Genomic DNA, 22001 nt, shown 5'->3' on the forward strand with positions numbered 1-22001 from the left:
GCACGATCTTCCTGGGCGGCCCGCCGCTGGTGAAGGCGGCCACCGGCGAGGAGGTCACGGCCGAGGAGCTGGGCGGCGGCGACCTGCACGCGCGGGTCAGCGGCGTCACCGACCACCTGGCCGAGGACGACGCGCACGCGCTGGCCATCGTCCGCGACATCGTCTCCACCCTGGCCCCGCGGGCCGCGCGGCCCTGGGACACGGTCGAGCCCGAGCCGCCCCGGCACGACCCGCGCGACCTGTACGGGATCGTGCCCGCCGACACGCGCCAGCCGTACGACGTGCACGAGGTGATCGCCAGGATCGTGGACGGGTCGCGCTTCCTGGAGTTCAAGGCCGAGTACGGCTCGACCCTCGTGACCGGGTTCGCCCACCTCCACGGCCATCCGGTGGGGATCGTGGCCAACAACGGCATCCTGTTCAGCGAGTCCGCCATGAAGGGCGCCCACTTCATCGAGCTGTGCGACCAGCGCCGGATCCCGCTCGTCTTCCTGCAGAACATCAGCGGCTTCATGGTCGGCAAGGCCTACGAGGCGGGCGGCATCGCCAAGCACGGCGCCAAGATGGTCACCGCCGTCTCGTGCGCGCGGGTGCCGAAGTTCACCGTCGTGATCGGCGGGTCCTTCGGGGCCGGGAACTACGCGATGGCCGGGCGGGCGTACTCGCCCAGGTTCCTGTGGATGTGGCCGAACGCCCGCATCTCGGTCATGGGCGGCGAGCAGGCCGCGAACGTGCTCACCACGGTCGGCACCGCCGACGCCGACGCGATCAGGGCCCAGTACGAGCACCAGGGCAACCCGTACTACTCCACGGCCAGGCTGTGGGACGACGGCGTGATCGACCCGCTCGACACCCGCACCGTCCTCGGCCTGGCGCTGTCCGCGGCGGCCAACGCCCCGCTCGAGCCCGCCGGTTACGGCGTCTTCCGGATGTGACGCATGTTGTTCGACCGTGTTCTGATCGCCAACAGGGGCGAGATCGCCGTACGGGTCATCCGCACGCTGCGCAGGCTCGGCATCACGTCGGTGGCCGTGCACACGGCGTCGGACGCCGGAGCCCGGCACGTGCTGGAGGCCGACCTCTCCCACCAAGTGCCGAAATATCTGGATATTGAGGCAATTGTCGGGGCGGCGCTGGCGTCCGGGGCGCAGGCCGTCCACCCCGGATACGGGTTCCTCGCCGAGAACGCCGCGTTCGCGCGGCGGTGCGCGCAGGCCGGGCTGGTGTTCGTCGGCCCGCCGCCCGAGGCCATCGACGCCATGGGCGACAAGATCCGCGCCAAGGCCACGGTGTCGGCGGCCGGGGTGCCCGTCGTGCCCGGCGGGGCCGAGCCCGGCGACTCGCTGGAGACCTGGCGCGACTTCCCCGCGCTGATCAAGCCCTCCGCGGGCGGCGGCGGCAAGGGCATGGTGCTCGTACGGTCGGCCGCCGAGCTGCCCGACGCCCTGGAGTCGGCCCGGCGCACGGCACGGGCGGCGTTCGGCGACGCGACCCTGCTGATCGAGCGGTACGTCGAGAGCCCGCGCCACATCGAGCTGCAGATCCTGGCCGACACCCACGGCAACGTCGTGCACCTGGGCGAGCGCGAATGCAGCCTGCAGCGCCGGCACCAGAAGATCATCGAAGAGGCCCCCTCGCCGTTCGTCGGCCCCGAGACCCGCGCCCGCATGGGCTCGGCCGCGGTGGAGGCCGCGCGCTCGGTGGGCTACGTGGGGGCGGGCACGGTCGAGTTCATCGTGGACGGGACCACCGGCTCCTACCACTTCATGGAGATGAACACCCGCCTTCAGGTGGAGCACCCCGTCACCGAGCTGGTGACCGGGCTCGACCTGGTCGAGCTGCAGCTGCGGGTGGCGGCGGGCGAGCCGCTGCCGTTCGGGCAGGACGACGTGCGGATCGACGGGCACGCCGTCGAGGCCCGCGTCTACGCCGAGGACCCGGCCCGCGGCTTCCTGCCGACGGGCGGCCGCGTGCTGGCGTTGCGCGAGCCGGACGGCGGCGTCCCGGGCGGCCCCGCACCCGTCGTACGGGTGGACTCGGGGCTGATCGAGGGCGGCGTCGTGGGCAGCGAGTTCGACCCGATGCTCTCCAAGGTCGTCGCCTGGGCGCCGGACCGGGCCTCGGCGCTCAGGACGCTCGACCGCGCCCTGGCCCGCACTGCCGTCCTCGGCGTGGTCACCAACATCCCGTTCCTGCGGGCCCTCGCCGGACATCCGGCCGTCAAGGCGGGCGAGCTGGACACCGGGCTGGTCGAGCGCGTGCTCCCCGAGCTGCTCCCGTCCGCGGACGTGCCCGCCGAGGTGCTCGCGGCGGCGGCGCTCGCCTTCCACACCCTGCCCCGGGGCGACGACCCGTGGGAGGTCACGGACGGCTGGCGGGTGGGCGAGCGGGCCTGGACGACGTGGCGGCTGGAGTCGAGGGACGGGGTGCACGCGGTCCAGGTCCGCGGCCTGCCCGAAGAATCCGCCGAAGTCCGGATAAACGATGAGATCGTGCCCGCGCGCATCCGGCTCGGCGACGGGGAGCTGACCGTCACGATCGGCGCCCGTACCGAGCACTACCTGCGCGTACGCCACGCCGACACGCTCTGGCTCGGCAAGGACGGCGCGGCGTGGGCGCTCACCCGGCACCTCATCGGCGACCCCGGCGACCGGCCCGGCGCGGCGGCCACGGGCGACGGCGTCGTCAGGAGCCCCATGCCCGGCACCGTCCTGGTGGTCAAGGCCCAGGCCGGAGACCGGGTCACCGAAGGCCAGCCGCTGGTGATCGTCGAGGCCATGAAGATGGAGCACACGGTCACCGCCCCGCGCGACGGCGTGGTCTCCGAGCTGGCGGTCCAGGCGGGCCAGCCGGTCGACATGGACGCGGTTCTCGCCGTGGTGAGGGAGGAGGGCTGATGCCGTACCCCATGGAAGGGTTGCCGCAGCAGGTCACGATCTACGAGGTCGGCCCGCGCGACGGCCTGCAGAACGAGTCCTCGATCGTGCCCGTCGAGGTGAAGGCCGAGTTCATCGACCGCCTCGCGGACGCCGGGCACAAGGTGATCGAGGCGACCAGCTTCGTGCACCCGAAATGGGTGCCGCAGCTCGCCGACGCCGACGGGCTGCTGGCCCGGCTGCGCAGGAAGCCCGGCGTGCGCTACCCGGTCCTCGTCCCCAACCTGCGCGGCCTCGACCGGGCCCTGGAACGCGGCGTGGACGAGATCGCCATCTTCGCCAGCGCCACCGAGACGTTCGCCGCCAAGAACCTCAACCGCAGCCTGGAGAGCCAGTTCGAGATGTTCGAGCCGGTCGTGGCCGGGGCGCTGGACAACGGCGTGCGGGTGCGCGCGTACGTGTCGATGTGCTTCGGCGACCCCTGGGAGGGGCCGACGCCCATCGCCCAGGTCGTCTCGGTCGGGGAGCGGCTGCTCGGGCTCGGCTGCTACGAGCTGTCCCTCGGCGACACCATCGGGGTCGGCACGCCCGGGCACGTGACCGCGCTGATCAAGGCGTTCCGCCGCCCCGAGCGGCTCGCCGTGCACTTCCACGACACCTACGGCCAGGCCCTCGGCAACACCCTGGCCGCGTTGAGAGCGGGCGTGACCACGATCGACGCCTCCACGGGAGGCATCGGCGGCTGCCCCTACGCCGAGTCCGCCACCGGCAACCTCGCGACCGAAGACCTGGTCTGGATGTTGCGGGGGCTCGGCATCGAGACCGGGCTCGACCTGGGCAAGCTCGTGTCCACCAGCACCTGGCTGGCGCAGCTGCTCGGCCGGCCCAGCCCCTCCCGCGTCGTACAGGCGCTGTCGAAAGGCTGACCATGCTCAAGGACGAGTACGAAGAGCTGCGCAAGACCGTCGAGTCGTTCGCCCGCGAGGTGGTCGCGCCGGTGATCGGCGACTACTACGAACGGGAGGAGTTCCCGTACGACATCGTGCGGCAGATGGGCGCCATGGGGCTGTTCGGGCTGCCGTTCCCGGAGGAGTACGGCGGCATGGGCGGCGACTACTTCGCCCTGTGCGTGGCGCTGGAGGAGCTGGCCCGCGTCGACTCCAGCGTGGCGATCACCCTGGAGGCCGCGGTGTCGCTGGGCGCGATGCCGATCTACCGGTTCGGCGACGCCGAGCAGCGCGAGCACTGGCTGCCCAAGCTGACCTCGGGCTCGGCCCTGGGCGCGTTCGGCCTGACGGAGCCGGGCGGCGGGTCCGACGTGCCGGGCGGGATGCGCACCACCGCCGTGCTGGACGGGCCCGAATGGGTGATCAACGGGACGAAGGCCTTCATCACGAACTCCGGCACCGACATCACCGCCGTCGTCGGCGTGGCCGCGATCACCGGCGAGCGGGAGATCTCCACGATCCTCGTGCCGAGCGGCACGCCCGGGTTCACGGTGTCGAAGAAGTACTCCAAGGTCGGCTGGAACGCCTCCGACACCCGCGAGCTGTCCTTCAGCGACTGCCGCGTCCCCGCCGCGAACCTGCTGGGCGAGCGCGGCCGCGGCTACGCGCAGTTCCTGCAGACCCTCGACGAGGGCCGCATCGCGATCGCCGCGCTCAGCGTGGGGCTCGCCCAGGGGTGCGTGGACGAAAGCCTCAAGTACGTCAGGGACCGGAAGGCGTTCGGCCACCCGATCGGCCACTACCAGGCCATCCAGTTCAAGATCGCCGACATGGAGACCCGCGCCCACACCGCCCGCCTGGCCTACTACCACGCGGCCGAGAAGATGCTGGCCGGGGCGCCGTTCAAGAAGGAGGCCGCGATCGCCAAGCTGGTCTCGTCGAACGCGGCCATGGACAACGCGCGGGACGCCACGCAGGTGTTCGGCGGGTACGGGTTCATGAACGAGTTCCCCGTGGGGCGCTTCTACCGCGACGCCAAGGTGCTGGAGATCGGTGAGGGCACGAGCGAGGTCCAGCGCATGCTCATCGCCCGGCAGCTCGGCCTGGGTGACCTCTGACCGTTTCCGGCCGAACGTTTTCGGCTGAACGTTTTCGGCGGGGCGAATCGAGGGAGTTTGCGTCCGCGACCTCGGACGATCTAGTGTCGTCAGTCATGACGGCTGACGATCTTCTCATCAGGAGGGCGGAGAAGGCGGACGCGGACGAGGTGTTCGCGCTGGCGCGCGAGTTCGGTCTGACGTTCAGACCGGAGCGCGGGGCCTTCGACGCCGCCCTGCCCGAGCTGCTGGCGAACGAGGACGCCCTGCTGCTCGCGGCCGTCGTGGGCGGTCGCGTGCAGGGCTACCTGCTGGGGTTCGTGCATCTGACCCTGTTCGCCAACGGGCCGGTCGCCTGGGTCGAGGAGGCCATGGTCGGCTCCGGGGCGCGCCGGCAGGGGATCGGCCGGGCCCTGCTGGAGGAGTTCGAGCGGTGGGCGCGCACGCGGGAGGCGGGCTACGTGGCGATGGCCACGCGGCGCGCACCCGAGTTCTACCACGCGCTGGGCTACGAGGCCTCTGCCACGTTCTTCCGCAAGGTCCTGCGCTAGCCCGGCCGGCCGGGAATTCTGTCGTGAGCTGATGGCATTCTTAGGGCGTGAGTATCCATGCCGTCAGTCCCCGCTTCGTCGGACGTGCCCGTGAGCTCGCCGCCCTCGGCGACGCGCTGGTCGGGGCGCGTGCCGGGGCGTCGTCCGCCGTGCTCGTCGGCGGCGAGGCCGGGGTCGGCAAGACGCGGCTGATCAAGGAGTTCACCGATCGGGCCGACGACGCGCTGGTGCTCGTCGGCGGCTGCCTGGAGCTGGGCACCGAGGGCCTGCCGTTCGCGCCGTTCACCGCCGTGCTGCGCGGGCTCGTGCGCGAGCTGGGCCGCGACGGGGTGGCGGCGCTCGTGCCCGGCGGCACCACGCGCGGGCTGGCGCGGCTGCTGCCCGAGTTCGGGGAGCCGGACGGAGACGGGCCCGAGGCCAGGGCGCGGCTGTTCGAGCAGGTGCTGGGGCTGCTGGAGCGGCTGGCCGAAGAGCGGCCCGTGCTGCTGATCGTCGAGGACGCCCACTGGGCCGACCGGTCCACCCGTGACCTGCTGTCGTTCCTGGTCCGCTACCAGCCGACCGCGGCGGGCCTGCTGATCGTGGTCACGTACCGCACCGACGAGCTGCACCGCACCCACCCCCTGCGCCCGCTCCTCGCCGAGCTGGGCCGGGTCGAGCGGGTGCGCAGGGTCGAGCTGCGCAGGCTCACCCGCAAGGAGGCCGTCGCGCAGGCGGCCGGCATCCTGGAGCGGGAGCCGTCCCCCGCCGACATGGACCTGATCTACGCGCGCAGCGAGGGAAACCCGCTGTTCGTGGAGGCGCTGCTCAGCGACGGAGGCGGCGTCGCGCTGCCGGAGTCGCTGCGCGACCTGCTGCTGGCCAGCGTCGAGCGGCTGCCCGCCGAGACGCAGGAGCTGCTGCGCGTGGCCAGCGCCGGCGGGCAGCGCATCGAGCACGACCTGCTCTCCGCCGTCGCCGGGCTCGACGAGAACGCGCTCTCCAGCGCGCTGCGGCCCGCCGTGGCGGGAAACGTGCTCACCGTCGACGGCGAGGGCTACTGCTTCCGGCACGCGCTGATCCGCGAGGCGCTCCACGACGACCTGCTGCCCGGCGAGCACACCCGCCTGCACACCCGCTTCGCCGAGGCGCTGGAGCGCGACCTGTCGATCCTGCCCGCCCCGCGCGGCGCGATCGAGCTGGCCCACCACTGGCACTCCGCCCACGACGCCACCTGGGCGCTGGTCAGCGCCTGGCAGGCGGCCGGCGTCGCCCGCAGGTCCACCGCCTACGACGAGCAGCTCAGGATGCTGTCCAGGGTGCTGGAGCTGTGGGACCAGGTGCCCGACGCGTCCGAGCGCATCGGCTGCGACCGCATCGACGTGCTCAGGAACACGGCCACGGTCGCGCACCTCGCCGGGGAGTACGAACGCTCCATCGCGCTGGCCGGCGCCGCCCTCGCCGAGATCGACCACGACGCCGACCCGATCAGGGCGGCCAAGCTGCTGCGCCAGCGCGGCCTGACCCGCTACGACCTGGGCCGCTCCGGCTTCGTCGACGACCTGCGCGAGGCGGCCGCGCTGGTCGCCTCCGACCGGCCGACCAAGCTCCACGCCCAGGTCCTGGAGACCCTGTCCCGTATGCTCCACGGGCGGGAGGTCTGGTCGGAGCGGCTCGCCACGAGCCGGCTGGCCATGAAGATCGGCCACGAGCTGGGCGACCGCAAGGTGGAGGCGCACGCGCTGATCGACCTCACCTGGGCGCGATTCGGCTTCTCCGAGATCGAGGCGCAGCTGGAGGCGTTCGCGGAGGCGCGCAGGCTCGCCGGCGGCGGCGAGGCGTACAACGCGCTGATGCGCTGCGCGATCTCCGAGTCCGACGCGCTGGAGGGGGCGGGCCGCCACGAGCGGGCCGCGCAGGTGGCCCGCGACGGCATCGAGGAGGCCCGCCAGTACGGGCTGGCCCGCACGTCCGGCGCGTTCCTGTCGATCAACCTGGCCGAGCCGCTGGTGTCACTGGGGCAGTGGGACGAGGCGCTGGAGGTGGTCGAGCACGCGCTCGACCTCGCGCCGCCGGCGCCCTACCAGGCCAGCCTGCAGGGGTTCGCCACGGACATCGCGCTGGCGCGCGGGGAGTTCGACCGGGCCGAGCGGCTGCTGGGGTCGTCGCGGAGCGTGCTGTCGCGCGGGACCTACCGCGACCAGACGGTCCTGCCGCACCTGTGCAGGGAGGTGCGGCTGCTGCACGCGCGCGGGGAGCTCGAGGCCGCGGTGGAGGTGGCAGCGAAGGCGCTGGAGGAGCGCGATCTGGTGGAGACCCCGCGCTACTCCTGGCCGGTGCTGGTGACCATCGCCGACCTGCTCGGCTCCGTGGTGCCGCGGCAAGGGTCCGGGGTGGGCACGCCGGTGGCGCGGCTCGGCGCGGCCCTCCTGACGCGGCTGCGGGCGCTGGGGCGGGAGCTCGAGGTCGACGGCGACCTCCAGCGGGCGGAGCACCTCACCTTCACGGCGCTGACGGGTCCCGAGCCGGACGACGGCGCCGCCGAGCCGCCCGGGTGGCGGTTCGAGGCCTGGGACCGGGCGGCGGGGGCGTGGGCGGCGCTGCGGCAGCCGTACGCCGAGGCGCGGTGCCTGGTGGGCGCGGCGCAGGCGGCGCTGGCGGACGGCGACCGGCAGGAGGCCGCGGAGCGGCTGGGCCGCGCGCGGGAGCTGGCCGCCCGGCTGGGCGCGACGCCGCTGCTGGAGCAGCTCGACGCCTTCGGGCGGCGGGCCAGGATCGGGGGCGCCGAGGAGGCGGCCGACGGGCTTCCGCTGGGGCTGACGGCCCGCGAGCTGGAGGTGCTGCGGGAGGTGGCGAACGGGCGGAGCAACCGGGAGATCGCCGAGGCGCTGTTCATCTCGGCGAAGACCGTGAGCGTGCACGTCTCCAACATCCTGGCCAAGCTGGGCGTCGCCACCCGGGGCGAGGCCGCCGCCACCGCCTACCGGCTGCGGCTGTTCGACGCGCCCCTTTGAACGGCAGGGCGAGTGCTCAGCCCGTCAGCTGGGCTTCCAGGCGGTAGCCGTCCACGGTGACGTAGACCTGGTCGCCGGGGCGCGCGTTCAGGCGCATCAGCACCGGCTGGAGGGAGTCGAAGACCGGCTGGTGGCCCTGCCAGACCAGGACGATGGCGTTGTCCCCGGGCCCGGTCACCGACAGCAGGGTGCCGGGGCGCATGCCGAGCTGGGCCGCGTAGCCCTCCGGCACCGGCACGGGGCCGCCCCTGAGGTGCTCCGGGGTCACCTCGATGCGCTGCCAGCGGCGCGGGTCCGAGGACGGGCTCGGCAGCGGCGGAGGCGGCGTCGGGGGAGAGCCTGCCAGCATCGGCGAACGGCCGCCCGACAGCGCCGAGAGCGTCGCCAGGGCCGCGGACGGGTCGATCGAGTTCGCCGGGGTCGGCGGGATGGGCTGGCCGCCCCGGTGGTGGTGGCCGTTGGCGCCCGGCGTGCGGCGGGGCAGGGGCTGGGCGGGCGACGGGGCCTCGGCCACCGGGTCGCCGCTCCTCTCCTGGGGCAGGGCGTCGTACCAGGCCCTGGCGGAGTGGGCGCGGATGCCCAGCTCGCCCATCAGCTCCACGACGTCCGCGTCGGGCGGGCTCGAGGCCAGCAGCTGCCTCGTACGGTCCTGGAGGCGGTGCAGGTCGCCCACGACCAGCCAGCCGTCCTGGAAGCGGCGGTCGGGCATGAGCGTCACCAGCACGCGCCACAGCGGGGTGCGCAGCGAGGGGACCGTCACGGGATGGGCCGGGTCGGCGCCGATCAGCTGGTCCTCGGTGGCCGCCGCGCCGAGCCATTCGGTCAGGCGGAACATGTGGCCCGTGACCGGCGCGGACTCCGAGGAGCGCAGCCAGTGCAGGACGCGTTCCTCGGCCGTGCGCTGGGCCTGGGAGAGCGCGTCCCGGTCGACCAGCATCTTGTGGGCGAGCGTCCGCAGGCTGACCGGGTCCTCGGCGAACAGCCGGTGCACGGCCACCGCCAGCTCCAGCTTGTCCAGGCTGCGGAACAGGTTGTCCACGACCCGCACCATCGCGTGGTCGGCGTCGGTCGGCACGGGGCTGCTGGGGACCGGCGGAGCGGTGGGAACGGGCGCCGCGTAGCTCGGGGTGCCGTTGCTCTTGGAGGCGCCCGGCGCGCCGGGGACGACGGGCATGGACCCCGTGCTGGGGCCGCCGGGGATCGCGGGCATCGACCCGGTGCTGGGACCGCCGGGGACGGCAGGCATCGACCCAGTGCTGGGGCCGCCGGGGACCGCGGGCATCGACCCAGTGCTGGGGCCGCCGGGGATCGCGGGCATCGACCCAGTGCTGGGGCCGCCGGGGACCGCGGGCATCGACCCAGTGCTGGGGCCGCCGGGGACCGCGGGCATCGACCCGGTGCTGGGGCCGCCGGGGGCGGAGCTGTTGTCCTGGCGGCCGGACTGGGCGCCGGGCTGGGCGTCGGACTGGGGGCTCGCGGGGCGCTGCGGGGCGCGGTCGGGCCGGCCAGGCTGGCCGGGGGCCGGGCGGCCCTCGCCGGCGAACCCCTGCGCCGGGAACGAGCCGCTCTGCGGCTGCGCGGAGAACGAGCCGGTCTGCGCGGGGAACGACCCCGTCTGCCGCGCCGGCCCAGCGGCGTCCGGCGCCGGCTGGGCCGGGAAGGAACCGGTCTGGCGGTCCTGGGACGGGCCGGTCTGGCGGTCCTGCGCGGGGGCGACCTGGCGGTCCTGAGAGGGACCGCCCGGGCGGTCGGATATCGAGGGGAAGGAGCCGGTCTGGCGGCCGCTGTCCGGCCCCTGGGCGGCCTGGGGGCCGGTGCCCGAGGGCTGCTGGGACGGGAACGAGCCCGTCTGGCGCTGGTCCGCGGCGGCGGCCGGGCGCTGCGGCGCGGCGTCGGCCTGGCCCGGGCGCTGCTCGGCGCCGCTCTGGGCGGCGAACATGCCGGTCTGGGGCACCGGATCTGCCTGGACGGGGAAGGAGCCCGTGCCCCGGATGAGCGGCCGGGTGACCTCGGGGTGATCGGCCGCGGGGGCCGCACGCTGGGCCGGGATGCGGCCGAGGATCTCGCGGAAGACGGAGCCGATCACCACTTCGGGCGTCGCCGACGGCGTGCCCAGGTCGCTGGGGGACAGGCGGCGCAGCCGCTGCCAGCCGCCGAGCCCGGTGATCGCCGTACGGGTGTCCTCGGGCCAGCCCGGCAGCGCCGGATCGATGTGGTGGACGGTCAGCGCGGGCAGCAGGTCGGCCAGCGGCAGATGGTCCCAGCGAGAGGAGGCCAGCCGCGCCAGCCGCTCGCAGATCCAGTCGAGCCCCGCCGTGCCGAGCGCCCTCGACAGCGCGAGGGAGTGCCACCATCCCGCCGGCAGCCGCGGATCGGCCAGTGCTTCGGCCACCTGCTGCGGGCGGCTCCAGCGCAGAGCAGGGACTAGGTCGCTCAGGCAGATCGATGACTCGACTTCCATCGGCGGACCTTATCCTCCCCAGTGAGCCGCGTGGTGCTGACCGAAACGCGTGTGGCTAATGGTGTAGCTTACGCGGCAAGCTATCAATCAGTGTGAATAGGGTAAAGACGGTTCAGATCCAAACCGTACCGTGGCCGACCGCCCACCTGGGCCACACATGCGGCACCAGCACGGCAACCAGCCTCCAAAGCCGCCTCCTCGCCGACACCCTGCAGAACCCCGGTGAGGTACCCGGCGGCGAACGCGTCACCCGCTCCCGTCGAGTCCACGACCTCGGTGGACACACCTGCCGCCGCCGCGACGACCTCGCCGTCCACGGCGGCCAGCGCGCCCCGTGCTCCCAGCTTCACGATCGCTGTGCCGTATGTCTCACTCAAGAGTACGGCGGCGCGCTCCGCCGTCGTGGCTCCACTCAGCAAGAGGGCCTCATCAAGATTCGGGAGGATCAGGCCGGCGGGGGCGGATTCGCGGATGAAACGTTCGACCCCGAAGTCGCGCAGCGGGCCGGTGGAGGCCGGGTCGACGCTGATCGCGATCCCGGCGGCGGCGGCCTCGGCCATCGCCAGCCTGGCCAGGCGCAGCCCGCCCTCCGCGAACAGCAGGTAGCCGGACAGGTGGAGCCGGCCGACGCCATCGAGCAGGGCCGGGTCCCAGTCGGCCTCGGAGATCAGGCCGCCAGCGCCGCGGTTGGTGAGCATCGTACGCTCGCCGCTGCGGTCCACCATCGCGATCACGACGGCGGTGGGACGGTCGGGATCGACCGAGACGTGCGGCCGGACCCCCGTCTTGGCCAGCTCGGTGGTGTGCCACTCGCTGCTGTCGTACCCGAGCCTCGCCAGCAGGCGCACGTCGGCGCCGAGGCGGGCGGCCCAGGCGGCGGTGTTCGCGCCGGAGCCGCCGGGGCGCAGGACGATGTCGGCCGCCGTGTCGGTGCCCGACATGACCGGCGAACCATGCAACGCCACCACATCGGTGACCACGTCACCGATGACGAGCAGGGCCCTGCCCGTCACTTTGTCCGTCACGGCCGCGCCCATGACCGGGCGATCTGCGAGGCCAGGGCGACGTTGCCGCGCACGGCGGCCAGGTTGGCCTCCAGGGAGGCCCCGCCGGTGCCGTCCACCAGGTAGCCGAGCAGGAACGGCGTGATCGCCTGCCCCTTGACGCCCTGCCGCTCGGCGGCGGCCAGCGCCTCGGCCAGCACGCGGTCATGGAGCTCGGGGTCGAGCTGCTGGTCCACGGGGACGGGGTTGGCGACGATCAGCGCCGTCTCCTGGCCGCCGAGCGCGTCCTGGCCCCGCATGATCTCCGCCGCGTCGGCGGGCGACTCGATCCGCCATTCGATCGGCTGGCCGGAGGAGTGCAGGTAGAAGCCGGGGAAGGTGTCCGTACGGTAGCCCGCCACGGTCACGCCGCGCGTCTCCAGGCGCTGCAGCGTCGCGGGCACGTCGAGGATCGACTTGACGCCGGCGCAGACGACGGTGATGCGGGTGCGCGCCAGCGTGTCGAGGTCGGCGGACTCGTCCTGGTCCTCGGTCCAGCCGCGGTGCACGCCGCCGAGGCCGCCGGTGGCGAAGACGCGGACGCCGGCGCGGGCGGCGAGGAACGACGTGGCCGACACGGTGGTGGCGCCGCTGGCCTTCAGCGCCGCCGCCACGGGCAGGTCCCGCTGGCCCAGCTTGCGCAGGCCGGACTCGGTCGCGATGCGCTCCAGCTCCACCTCGTTGAGGCCGATGCGGGGCACGCCGTCCAGCACGGCGATCGTGGCCGGGACGGCGCCGGCCGCCCGTACGATCCCCTCCAGCTCGCGCGCCACCTCCAGGTTGCGCGGCTGCGGCAGCCCGTGGGAGATGATCGTGGACTCCAGGGCGACGACGGGCGCGCCATTCGCCAGGGCCTCGGCGACCTCGTCGGACGGCTGCAGAACGGAGTCGGGGGTGCTGCGCATGGTGAGTTTCGTGCTCCTTGGGTGGGTCCTGGCCTGCTAGGGCGAAAAACGTATTTTACGGGATTTTGTGCGGAACTCAGCAGGCTGCGGCGCTGATCAGGTGGCGGTTCACCTGAGGATCACACAGGGGGTGCGGTGCCCGCCAGTGACCCGGCGGATCGTGAGAAATGTCCGAGAGTGAGCGTTGACGGGTGGTGTGGGTGGGGTCGTATGGTGCGGGGATGGGGTCGTATGACGTGATCGTGGCCGGAGGCGGGCACAACGGGCTGGTGGCGGCCGCCTACCTGGCCGGAGCGGGGCGCAGCGTGCTCGTCCTGGAACGCCACGACCACGTGGGCGGCCTGGCGATCTCCGCGCGGGCCTTCCCCGGCGTCGACGTACGGCTGTCGCGCTACTCCTACCTCGTCAGCCTCCTGCCCTCCGCGATCGTCCGCGACCTGGGGCTGGACCTGGAGCTGCGCCGCCGCCGCTACGCCTCGTACACGCCCAAGGGCGACACCGGCCTGCTCGTCGACAACGAGGACGCGGCGGCCACGGCAGCCTCGTTCAGGGGCGTCACCGGCGGCGCGGCCGACCACCAGGCGTGGCAGGACTTCTACGCCATGACCGCGCGCGTGGCGCAGGCGCTGGCGCCCACGCTGCTTGAACCCCTCCCGTCCGCCGCCGAGGTCGAACGGCTCGTCGGCCCCGAGGCGTGGCGGGACCTGTTCCGGCGGCCGATCGGGCGGACCGTGGAGGAGCGGTTCGGGGACGACACCGTGCGCGGCGTGGTGCTGACCGACGCGCTCATCGGCACGTTCGCCGACCCCGCCACCGACCTGCTCGCCAACCGGTGCTTCCTCTACCACGTGATCGGCGACGGCACCGGCGAGTGGAACGTCCCCGTCGGCGGAATGGGCGCCGTCTCGGGGGCGCTCGAGGCGGCCGCCAGGCGGGCGGGCGCCGAGATCAGGACCGGGACCGAGATCGTGGGGATCTCGCCGTCCGGCGAGGTCACGTTCGCGGACGAGGGCGGCGAGCACACGGTGAACGGCGGCCACGTGCTGGTCAACCTGCCGCCGGCCGTGCTCGACCGGGTGCTGGGCAGGCCCGGGGAGGCGCCGGAGGGCGCGCAGCTGAAGGTCAACATGGTGCTGACGAGGCTGCCCCGGCTGAAGGACGCGTCCGTGGACCCGCGGGCGGCCTTCAGCGGCACGTTCCACATCAACGAGAGCCGCGACCAGCTCGCCGCGGCCTACGAGCAGGCGGCGCGCGGGGAGATCCCGGAGCTGCCGCCGGCCGAGGTCTACTGCCATTCGCTGACCGACCCGTCGATCCTCGGGCCCGGGCTGAGGGGCAGGGCCGAGACGATGACGCTGTTCGGCCTCCACATGCCCGCCCGCCTTTTCCGGAAAAATCCGGATAAAGCGAGAAAGGCCGCCCTGGACGCCACCTTCGCCTCCATCAACTCCGTGCTCGCCGAGCCCATCGAGGAATGCCTGCTCAGGGCCCCCGACGGCACGCTGTGCGCCGAGGCCAAGACCCCGGTCGACCTCGAGAACGAGGCCGGGCTGCCCGGCGGCCACATCTTCCACACCGACCTGAGCTGGCCGTATGCGGAAGAAGGCGAGCGGTGGGGCGTGGAGACCGAGCACGAGCGCATCCTGATGTGCGGCGCCGGCGCCCGCAGGGGCGGCGGCGTGAGCGGCATCGCCGGCCACAACGCGGCCATGGCGGTGCTGAAGCGCTGATCCCCCTGATCCCCCTGATCCCCTCGGCTAATCCTCCGAGATCAGCCTCGTGGCCACCTCCATGGCCACGGCCGACCGCTCCGCCTCCGGCACGTCCAGGTCGAAGAGGAACGGCACGCTGCCCAGGATCACCGCGAACACCGCCAGCCGGGCCTCGAACTTCCGCACCGGGCCGGACTCCGGATCCTCCAGCAGGGACACCATCTTGACGATCCCGGCCTGCATCCGCTCACCGGCCGGCAGGCCCTGCATCACACCCTGGTTGACCTGCGCGAACTTGAACAGGGGACGCCACTGCCCCTCCAGCAGCTCGCCGATCCGCCGCAGGATCTCCCGCCTCGATTCGGGGGTCTTGGGCTGCGCGTGCCCCCACTCCACCAGCTCGTCGATCGACTCGGCCAGCCGCTCGCCGACGCTCTCCAGGATCGCCTCTTTGGTGCTGAAGTGGTAGTAGAGCGCCGGCCTGGTGATCTGCAGCCGCTCGGCCACCTCCTGCAGCGTGGTCTGCTCATACCCCTGCTCGGCGAACAGCTCCAGCGCCACCTGCCGGATCCGGTCCCTGGTGTCCGTCCGCCGCCCTGCCATCCCGCTCCCATCACTTGACGACCGGCCCGCGATTGCTTACTTTCGCGTAAGTAAGCAATGCGATCCGGCTTGTACGGGAGCAGACTATGGCCGAAACCTTCCCTGTCCAGCGCACCTGCCCGTTCGCGCCCCCGCCCGAGTACGAGCGGATGCGCGAGCAGGCCCCCCTCGTACGAGCCTCGCTCCCCGGCGGGGACGTCTGGCTCGTCACCCGCCACGCCGCGGCCAAACAGGTCCTGTCGGGCACGGGCATCAGCACCAACCCGGCGACCCCCGGTCACCCCAACTGGGCGTTCAGGCCGGAGCCGCCCACCCCCGAGGAGCGGGCCGCGGCAAAGGAGTTCGCGATCGGTCACTTCATCGACCTCGACCCGCCCGAGCACGGCCGGTTCCGGCGGCTGCTCATCCCCGAGTTCACCGTCAGGCGCGTCAAGGAGCTGCGGCCCGGCATCCAGCGCACCGTGGACGAGCTCATCGACGACATGCTGGCCAAGGGCGACGAGGCGGAGCTGGTGGAGGCGTTCGGGCTGGCGCTGCCGTCGCTGGTCATCTGCCAACTGCTCGGCGTCCCCGTCGACGACCGCGAGTTCTTCCAGTCGCGTACCCGCGAGATGCTCTCCAGCGCCGACGGCCCCGCCGCGAGCTACGCCGCGATCATGGCGCTCAGGGACTACCTCGACACCCTGGTCGCCAAGGCGGAGCAGCAGCCCAAGGACGACCTGCTCGGGCGGCTGATCGAGAGCGGTCAGCTCACCCATGCCGAGCTCGTGGGCGTGACCTTCCTGCTGCTCGTGGCGGGCCACGAGACCACCGCGAACATGATCCCGCTCTCCGCCCTCACCCTCCTGCGCCACCCCGCCCAGCTCGCCGCGCTGCGCGAGAATCCGGACAAGTGGCCCATGGCGGTGGACGAGCTGCTGCGCTACCACTCGATCGTGGACTGGGTGGCGTTCGACCGGGTGGCCGTCGAGGACCAGGAGATCGACGGACAGCTCGTCAGGAAGGGCGAGGGCATCTTCGTGCTCGGCGCCTCCGCGAACAGGGACGAGCGGGCGTTCGAGCGGCCGGACGAGTTCGACGTCGAGCGCGGGGCCCGCCACCACGTGGCGTTCGGGTACGGTGTCCACCAGTGCCTCGGCCAGAACCTGGCCAGGGCCGAGATGGAGATCGCGCTGCGCACGCTGTTCGAGCGCATCCCCGGCCTGCGGGTCACCGCGCCGGACGAGGAGCTGCCGATCAAGAGCGACGGCCCCATCTTCGGGCTCAAGGCGATGCCTGTGGCGTGGTGATCTCATGGAACGCGCATGATGGCGTTTATCAGGTTTTCATGATGAGCCTCTAGCGTTTGTCGCATGAGTGAGCCCGCACGGTTGCTGGTGGTGGACGACGAGCCCGCGTTGCGCGAGGCGCTGCAGTCGAGCCTGGAGTTCGAGGGCTACAAGGTCGTCACGGCCAACGACGGGCAGGCGGCGCTGGACGCGGTCGCGGCCGACACCTACGACGCCGTGCTGCTCGACGTCATGATGCCCCGGCTCGACGGGCTGACCGCGTGCCGGCGCCTGCGCGCCTCGGGCAACCACATCCCGGTCCTCATGCTCACCGCCCGCGACGCGGTGGGCGACCGGGTCTCGGGGCTCGACGCGGGGGCCGACGACTATCTCGTCAAGCCGTTCGAGCTGGACGAGCTGCTGGCCCGCGTCCGCGCGCTGCTGCGGCGGGGCGCGCTGAGCTCGAGCCCCGCCGAGGGCGCCGACACGCTCACGTACGGCGACCTGCGCATGGACCTGGCGACCAGGGAGGTCACGCGCGCCGACCGCCGGCTGGACCTGACCCGGACCGAGTACCTGCTGATGGAGCTGTTCCTGGCGCACCCGCGTCAGGTGCTCACGAGGGACCAGATCCTCAGCGAGGTGTGGGGGTTCGACTTCGAGCCGACGTCCAACTCGCTCGACGTGTACGTCATGTACCTGCGGCGCAAGACCGAGGCCGGGGGTCAGCCCCGCGTGATCCACACGGTGCGCGGGGTGGGGTACGTCCTACGGGCCACGCCGTGATCTGGCGCAGCCTCCGCACCCGCCTCACACTCCTGGTCGCGGTCGCCGTCGCCCTGGCGGTGGCGGTCAGCGCGGGTGCGTGCTTCATGATCGTCCGACACCAGCTGTACGACCAGATGGACCGGCAACTGGGCAACCCGCCCGGCAAGAACCCGCGCGAGCAGCTGGCCTGGCTCCAGCATGAGTGCGGCCCGGTCCCGCGCTCCCAAGAGCACTATGGGCCGCAGCGCTCGACCCAGATCATCTTCGCCGACGGCCGTCCTCCCTGTTACAAGGGGCCCGCTCTCGTGGTCACCGAGGAGGACAAGTGGGTGGCGGCCGGCGGGCGCTCGCATCCGCACAACGGCCTCGCCGAGGACGGCACGGAAATGCGCATCCTCACGGAGACCGTGGCGCCGGGCGTGGCCGTGATGGACGCCGTCCCAGTGGGCGAGCTGCGCAACACGCTGAAGATGGTGGCGTTGCTTCTCGGTGCGGTGGCCGCGCTGGGCGTGCTGGCCGCGGCGACCGCCGGCTTGCTCATCGCCCGGGCCGCGCTGCGTCCCGTGGGTCGCCTGACCAAGGCGGTCGAGCACATCGCGCAGACCGAGGACCTCGACACTCACATCCCCGTCGAAGGCGATGACGAGATCGCCCGGCTCTCATCCTCCTTCAACGCCATGACCACCGCCCTGGCCGGCTCCCGCGAGCGTCAGAAGCAGCTCGTCGCCGACGCCGGCCACGAGCTGCGCACCCCCCTGACCACCCTGCGCACCAACATCGACCTTCTCCTCCGCAGCGAGCAGACGGGCCGCAGCCTCGACCCCGACGCCAAGAAACGCCTGCTCACCAACGTCAAGGCCCAGTTCGCCGAGCTGTCCACGCTCGTCGCCGACCTCCTCCAGCTGGCCAGGGGCGACACCGAGCACGAGCCGCACGTCGAGCTGCCCTTTCACGAGGTCGTGACGGCGGCCGTCGAGCGGGCCAGGCTGCGCGGCGCCGAGGTGGTCAGCGACCTCAGACCCTGGTACGTCGTCGGCAGCGCCACCTCCCTCGAACGCGCCGTGCTCAACCTCATCGACAACGCCGCGAAGTTCAGTCCCGGCGGCCAGGTCGAGGTGTCCTTGTCGCACGGCCGGCTGTCCGTGCGGGACCACGGCCCGGGGCTGCCGGAGGAGGAGCTGCCGCACGTCTTCGAGCGCTTCTGGCGCTCCCCGTCCGCCCGTGGCCTGCCCGGATCCGGGCTGGGCCTGGCGATCGTGGCGCAGGCCGTCGCGGAGGCCGGGGGAGAGGTACGTCTGGCGAACGCGCCCGGTGGTGGAGCGATCGCGACAATGGACCTTCCCGGAACTCTCATGCGTAACTCAGAATCGGATAAGTCCCGTTAAAGACCCGACCCGTGAGCTGGCTGCATGGAGATAACAGCAGTAAGGACGCGCCTGGTCGAGGTGGTCGTCCCGGTCTACAACGAGCAGCGGGCGCTCCGCGAGAGCATCACCCGGCTGCAGACGTACCTCACCGGGAACCTCCCCTACGGCTTCCGCATCACGATCGCCGACAACGCCAGCACCGACAACACCTGGCAGATCGCCACGGAGCTCTCCCAGGAGCTCCCGCACGTGCGGGCCGTGCACCTCGACGAGAAGGGCCGCGGCCGGGCGCTGCGGCTGGTCTGGTCGCAGAGCGAGGCCGACGTCGTCAGCTACATGGACGTGGACCTGTCCACCGACCTCGACGCGTTCCTCCCGCTGGTCGCGCCGCTCCTGTCCGGCCACAGCGACCTGGCCATCGGCACCCGCCTGGCCAGGGCGTCCCGGGTCGAGCGGGGGCCGAAGCGCGAGTTCATCTCCCGCTCGTACAACCTGCTGCTGCGCTCGGTGATGGGGGCCGGGTTCTCGGACGCGCAGTGCGGGTTCAAGGCCGTCCGCACGGAGATCGCGCAGGCGTTGCTGCCCGGCGTCGAGGACGAGCAGTGGTTCTTCGACACCGAGCTGCTGCTGCTCGCCGAACGGCACGGGCTGCGCATCCACGAGGTGCCCGTGGACTGGGTGGACGATCCGGACAGCCGGGTCGACATCATCCAGACCGCGCTCGACGACCTGCGCGGCCTGGCCAGGGTCGCGCGTAAGACTCTCTCGGGGGCGGCCCGCATCCCGGTGCCGGCCCGGGTCCAGCGGGCCGAGCTGCCGAAGGGGATGGCCAAGCAGCTGCCCAGGTTCGCGATCGTCGGTGTGGTGAGCACGCTGGCGTACCTGGCGCTGTTCTCGATGCTGCGGCAGATCGTCTCGCCGCTGGCCGCCAACGCGGTCGCGCTGCTGGTCACGGCCGTGGCCAACACCGCCGCGAACCGCCGCTTCACGTTCGGCGTCAAGGGCTCGGTCGGGGCGATGCGGCACCAGCTCGAGGGCCTGATCGCGTTCTTCGTCGGGCTGGCGCTCACCTCGGGGAGCCTCGCGCTGCTGCCCGCCGGCGTCTCGCACGGGGTGGAGCTGGTCGCGGTCATCATCGCCAACGCGGCGGCCACGCTCGTCCGCTTCCTGCTGCTGCGCGTGTGGGTCTTCAACCCCAGGCGGAGGACGGCACGATGACCGCCACCGCCATGCGGCCCGGGCACCGGGCCGCAACGAGCCGCAGCCTGCCCGCACGCGTCCTGCTGGGCGCCGAGGAGGACCCGCGCTGGTCGCGGCCCGCCATGTGGGCGGTGCTCGCCGTCGCTTTCGTCCTGTACGCGTGGGGGCTGAGCGGCAACGCCAACGAGTACTACGCCGCCGCCGTCCTGTCCGGCACGCAGAGCTGGAAGGCGTTCTTCTTCGGCGCGCTCGACGCCGGATCGTTCATCACCGTGGACAAGCCGCCGCTGGCGCTGTGGGTGATGGGGCTGTCCGCGCGGATCTTCGGCTACGGCACGTGGAGCATGCTGCTCCCGCAGGCCCTGGCCGGGGTGGCCGCCGTCGGCCTCGTCTACTCTGCCGTGCGCCGCGCCTGCTCCGGGAGGACGTACGCCGACGCGGCGGCCCTGGTCGCGGCCGTGGTCATGACGCTCACCCCGATCACCGTGGCCATCAACCGGGACAACAACCCCGACACGATCCTCGTGCTGCTGCTCGTGCTGGCGGCCTGGTTCTGCCTGGAGTCGCTGCGTACCGGGCGCCTGCGGTCGCTGCTGGTGTGCGCGCTCTTCGTGGGGCTGGCCTTCAACGCGAAGATGCTCCAGGCGTACCTGGTGGTGCCGGCCTTCGCGCCGGCGTACCTGCTGTGCGCCCGCGTGCCGTGGCTCAGGCGGGTGGGGCACCTGCTGGCGGCCGGTCTGGTCATGCTGGTGTCGAGCGCCTGGTGGATGGTGATCGTCGACCTCTGGCCCCGTGACTCGCGGCCGTACGTCGGCGGCTCCACGGACAACTCCGTCTGGGACCTGGTGATCGGCTACAACGGGCTCGGCCGGATCTTCGGCCAGGGCGGCGGCCCCGGCGGCGGACCCGGCGGCGGACCCGGTGGCGGACCCGGTGGCGGCGGTGGTGGCGGCTTCGGCGGGGAGTCCGGGGCCGGGCGGCTGTTCAACGACATCCTGGCGGGGCAGATCTCCTGGCTGCTGCCGTTCTGCGTGGTGGCGCTGGCGTTCGCCGCGGTCATGCGGGTGCGCCGGATCGAGGGCCCGTCCGGGGCGGCGTGGCTGGTGTGGGGCGGCTGGCTGGTCGTCCACTACGCCGTGTTCAGCTTCTCCAGCGGCACCTTCCACCCGTACTACACGACCGCGATGGCGCCCGCCGTGGCCGCGCTGTGCGGGCTGGGCGGGGTGGCCATGTGGCAGGAGTATCGCCGCTCGCGGACCTGGGCCTGGGTGCTGCCGCTGGCGGTGGCGCTGACGGGCGGCTGGTCGTTCGTGGTGCTGCGCCGCACGCCCGACTGGGCGCCGTGGCTGGCCTGGGTCGTGCTCGGGGCGACCTTGGCGGCCGTGGTGGTGCTGGTGCTGGCCAGGGTACGGGCGCAGGTGACGGTCAGGATCGCCGCCCTCGCGCTGGCGGCCACGGTGGTCGCCGGGCTGGCCGGGCCCGCCGCGTACGCCGTCACGCCGCTGGGGTCGCAGGTGAACGGGACGAACCCGACCGCCGGCCCGAACGCGGGACAGATGGGCTTCGGCCGGATGGGCGGCGGCGCGGGCGGCCAGTTCCCCGGCGGCCAGATGCCCACCGGGCAGATGCCCACCGGGCAGATGCCCGGCGGGCAGGACGCGGGCGACGGGACGGGACGGACCGGCCGGGCGGGCTTCATGGGCGGCGGTCCCGGCGGCGGGATGAGCGACTCCATGGTGAAGTACCTCCTGGCGAACCAGGGCAAGGCCACCTGGCTGGTCGCCGTGAACAGCGCCATGCAGGCCTCGCCGACCATCCTGTCCACCGGCAAGCCCGTGCTCGCCATGGGCGGCTTCACCGGCAGCGACGCCGCCATGACCGTGGATCGCCTCAAAGAGCTCACCTCCTCCGGGCAACTCCGCTACGTTCTGTCGGGCGGCGACCGCGGCGGTCCGGGCCGGGGCAACACCGAGGTGAGCACCTGGGTCCAGCAGAGCTGCAAGGCCGTGGACGGCCAGGACGGCCTCTACGACTGCGCCGCGTAACGGGAAAGGGGCGCCTTGACGGTGCCCCTACCCATCAACCAGCACATTCTCGGGCCATCTGCCCATCAAGGCCCAAGTCGCCCAAGACAGGATGAAATATGGCCAACGATCCCGGCATCCCCGCGCGTCGCATTTCTCTCACCCGCTCCTCTGCTGCCTAACCTG

General features: G+C 72.6%; 16 protein-coding genes. 12 read left to right on the forward strand and 4 right to left on the reverse strand.

Annotated features, from left to right (window positions below; translation table 11 throughout):
* The 6 genes from ACWDX9_RS16450 to ACWDX9_RS16475 form a co-directional block, all read left to right on the forward strand.
* The coding region (locus ACWDX9_RS16450) for an acyl-CoA carboxylase subunit beta (protein WP_449954236.1) at nucleotides 1-935 on the forward strand (935 nt) is incomplete at its 5' end.
* Between the two features lie 3 nt (nucleotides 936-938).
* Nucleotides 939-2897 (forward strand): acetyl/propionyl/methylcrotonyl-CoA carboxylase subunit alpha, encoded by a 1959-nt coding sequence (locus ACWDX9_RS16455; RefSeq protein ID WP_449954239.1) that lies wholly within the window; start codon nucleotides 939-941, stop codon nucleotides 2895-2897.
* On the forward strand, nucleotides 2897-3802 hold the full coding sequence (locus tag ACWDX9_RS16460) for a hydroxymethylglutaryl-CoA lyase (RefSeq protein ID WP_449954241.1): 906 nt from the start codon (nucleotides 2897-2899) through the stop codon (nucleotides 3800-3802). The genes ACWDX9_RS16455 and ACWDX9_RS16460 overlap by 1 nt, the downstream gene beginning before the upstream one ends.
* 2 nt (nucleotides 3803-3804) lie before the next feature.
* Nucleotides 3805-4941: an acyl-CoA dehydrogenase family protein gene (locus ACWDX9_RS16465; protein ID WP_449954244.1), complete on the forward strand. Its 1137-nt coding sequence runs from the start codon at nucleotides 3805-3807 to the stop codon at nucleotides 4939-4941.
* A gap of 95 nt (nucleotides 4942-5036) precedes the next feature.
* On the forward strand, nucleotides 5037-5471 hold the full coding sequence (locus tag ACWDX9_RS16470; protein WP_350722284.1) for a GNAT family N-acetyltransferase: 435 nt from the start codon (nucleotides 5037-5039) through the stop codon (nucleotides 5469-5471).
* Nucleotides 5472-5518: 47 nt separating this feature from the next.
* Nucleotides 5519-8464 carry a helix-turn-helix transcriptional regulator gene (locus ACWDX9_RS16475; RefSeq protein WP_449954247.1) on the forward strand — a complete coding sequence of 982 codons (2946 nt, stop codon included), beginning with the start codon at nucleotides 5519-5521 and terminating at the stop codon, nucleotides 8462-8464.
* A 16-nt stretch (nucleotides 8465-8480) separates the two neighbouring features.
* On the opposite strand, the gene ACWDX9_RS16480 is transcribed toward ACWDX9_RS16475, so the two are convergent.
* The 3 genes from ACWDX9_RS16480 to ACWDX9_RS16490 form a co-directional block, all read right to left on the reverse strand.
* Nucleotides 8481-10925, reverse strand: coding sequence for a hypothetical protein (locus tag ACWDX9_RS16480; RefSeq protein ID WP_449954250.1), 2445 nt, complete (start codon nucleotides 10923-10925; stop codon nucleotides 8481-8483).
* Between the two features lie 83 nt (nucleotides 10926-11008).
* Nucleotides 11009-11950 carry a carbohydrate kinase family protein gene (locus tag ACWDX9_RS16485; protein ID WP_449954253.1) on the reverse strand — a complete coding sequence of 314 codons (942 nt, stop codon included), beginning with the start codon at nucleotides 11948-11950 and terminating at the stop codon, nucleotides 11009-11011.
* Nucleotides 11947-12873 carry a pseudouridine-5'-phosphate glycosidase gene (locus tag ACWDX9_RS16490; RefSeq protein ID WP_449954255.1) on the reverse strand — a complete coding sequence of 309 codons (927 nt, stop codon included), beginning with the start codon at nucleotides 12871-12873 and terminating at the stop codon, nucleotides 11947-11949. The genes ACWDX9_RS16485 and ACWDX9_RS16490 overlap by 4 nt, the downstream gene beginning before the upstream one ends.
* A 221-nt stretch (nucleotides 12874-13094) precedes the next feature.
* Between ACWDX9_RS16490 and ACWDX9_RS16495 the strand changes: the two genes are divergently transcribed.
* Entirely contained in the window at nucleotides 13095-14603 is a 1509-nt protein-coding gene (locus ACWDX9_RS16495) for a phytoene desaturase family protein (RefSeq protein ID WP_449954257.1), read from the forward strand.
* A 27-nt stretch (nucleotides 14604-14630) separates the two neighbouring features.
* Here ACWDX9_RS16495 and ACWDX9_RS16500 read toward each other — a convergent pair whose 3' ends face one another.
* Nucleotides 14631-15188, reverse strand: coding sequence for a TetR/AcrR family transcriptional regulator (locus ACWDX9_RS16500; protein WP_449891362.1), 558 nt, complete (start codon nucleotides 15186-15188; stop codon nucleotides 14631-14633).
* An 86-nt stretch (nucleotides 15189-15274) separates the two neighbouring features.
* Here ACWDX9_RS16500 and ACWDX9_RS16505 point away from each other — a divergent pair, with 86 nt between their 5' ends.
* The 5 genes from ACWDX9_RS16505 (at nucleotide 15275) to ACWDX9_RS16525 (ending at nucleotide 21836) form a co-directional block, all read left to right on the forward strand.
* Complete coding sequence (locus ACWDX9_RS16505; protein WP_449954260.1) at nucleotides 15275-16477, forward strand: cytochrome P450; 1203 nt, start codon at nucleotides 15275-15277, stop codon at nucleotides 16475-16477.
* Nucleotides 16478-16540: 63 nt separating this feature from the next.
* Entirely contained in the window at nucleotides 16541-17242 is a 702-nt protein-coding gene (locus ACWDX9_RS16510) for a response regulator transcription factor (RefSeq protein WP_350722270.1), read from the forward strand.
* Nucleotides 17239-18609 carry a HAMP domain-containing sensor histidine kinase gene (locus ACWDX9_RS16515; RefSeq protein ID WP_449954263.1) on the forward strand — a complete coding sequence of 457 codons (1371 nt, stop codon included), beginning with the start codon at nucleotides 17239-17241 and terminating at the stop codon, nucleotides 18607-18609. The genes ACWDX9_RS16510 and ACWDX9_RS16515 overlap by 4 nt, the downstream gene beginning before the upstream one ends.
* A gap of 24 nt (nucleotides 18610-18633) precedes the next feature.
* Nucleotides 18634-19809: a glycosyltransferase gene (locus ACWDX9_RS16520; protein WP_449954266.1), complete on the forward strand. Its 1176-nt coding sequence runs from the start codon at nucleotides 18634-18636 to the stop codon at nucleotides 19807-19809.
* The gene (locus tag ACWDX9_RS16525) at nucleotides 19806-21836 is read left to right on the forward strand and encodes an ArnT family glycosyltransferase (RefSeq protein ID WP_449954269.1); all 2031 of its coding nucleotides are present in this window, start codon (nucleotides 19806-19808) and stop codon (nucleotides 21834-21836) included. The genes ACWDX9_RS16520 and ACWDX9_RS16525 overlap by 4 nt, the downstream gene beginning before the upstream one ends.
* Nucleotides 21837-22001 lie beyond the last annotated feature (165 nt).

Source organism: Nonomuraea sp. NPDC003201 (assembly GCF_053590415.1).

Coding starts and splice junctions, on each gene's coding strand:
- ACWDX9_RS16470 (WP_350722284.1), top strand. CDS start 5,037: ATGACGGCTGACGATCTTCTCATCAGGAGGGCGGAGAAGGCGGACGCG.
- ACWDX9_RS16520 (WP_449954266.1), top strand. CDS start 18,634: ATGGAGATAACAGCAGTAAGGACGCGCCTGGTCGAGGTGGTCGTCCCG.
- ACWDX9_RS16525 (WP_449954269.1), top strand. CDS start 19,806: ATGACCGCCACCGCCATGCGGCCCGGGCACCGGGCCGCAACGAGCCGC.
- ACWDX9_RS16455 (WP_449954239.1), top strand. CDS start 939: ATGTTGTTCGACCGTGTTCTGATCGCCAACAGGGGCGAGATCGCCGTA.
- ACWDX9_RS16505 (WP_449954260.1), top strand. CDS start 15,275: ATGGCCGAAACCTTCCCTGTCCAGCGCACCTGCCCGTTCGCGCCCCCG.
- ACWDX9_RS16490 (WP_449954255.1), bottom strand. CDS start 12,873: ATGCGCAGCACCCCCGACTCCGTTCTGCAGCCGTCCGACGAGGTCGCC.
- ACWDX9_RS16510 (WP_350722270.1), top strand. CDS start 16,541: ATGAGTGAGCCCGCACGGTTGCTGGTGGTGGACGACGAGCCCGCGTTG.
- ACWDX9_RS16460 (WP_449954241.1), top strand. CDS start 2,897: ATGCCGTACCCCATGGAAGGGTTGCCGCAGCAGGTCACGATCTACGAG.
- ACWDX9_RS16465 (WP_449954244.1), top strand. CDS start 3,805: ATGCTCAAGGACGAGTACGAAGAGCTGCGCAAGACCGTCGAGTCGTTC.
- ACWDX9_RS16480 (WP_449954250.1), bottom strand. CDS start 10,925: ATGGAAGTCGAGTCATCGATCTGCCTGAGCGACCTAGTCCCTGCTCTG.
- ACWDX9_RS16495 (WP_449954257.1), top strand. CDS start 13,095: ATGGGGTCGTATGACGTGATCGTGGCCGGAGGCGGGCACAACGGGCTG.
- ACWDX9_RS16500 (WP_449891362.1), bottom strand. CDS start 15,188: ATGGCAGGGCGGCGGACGGACACCAGGGACCGGATCCGGCAGGTGGCG.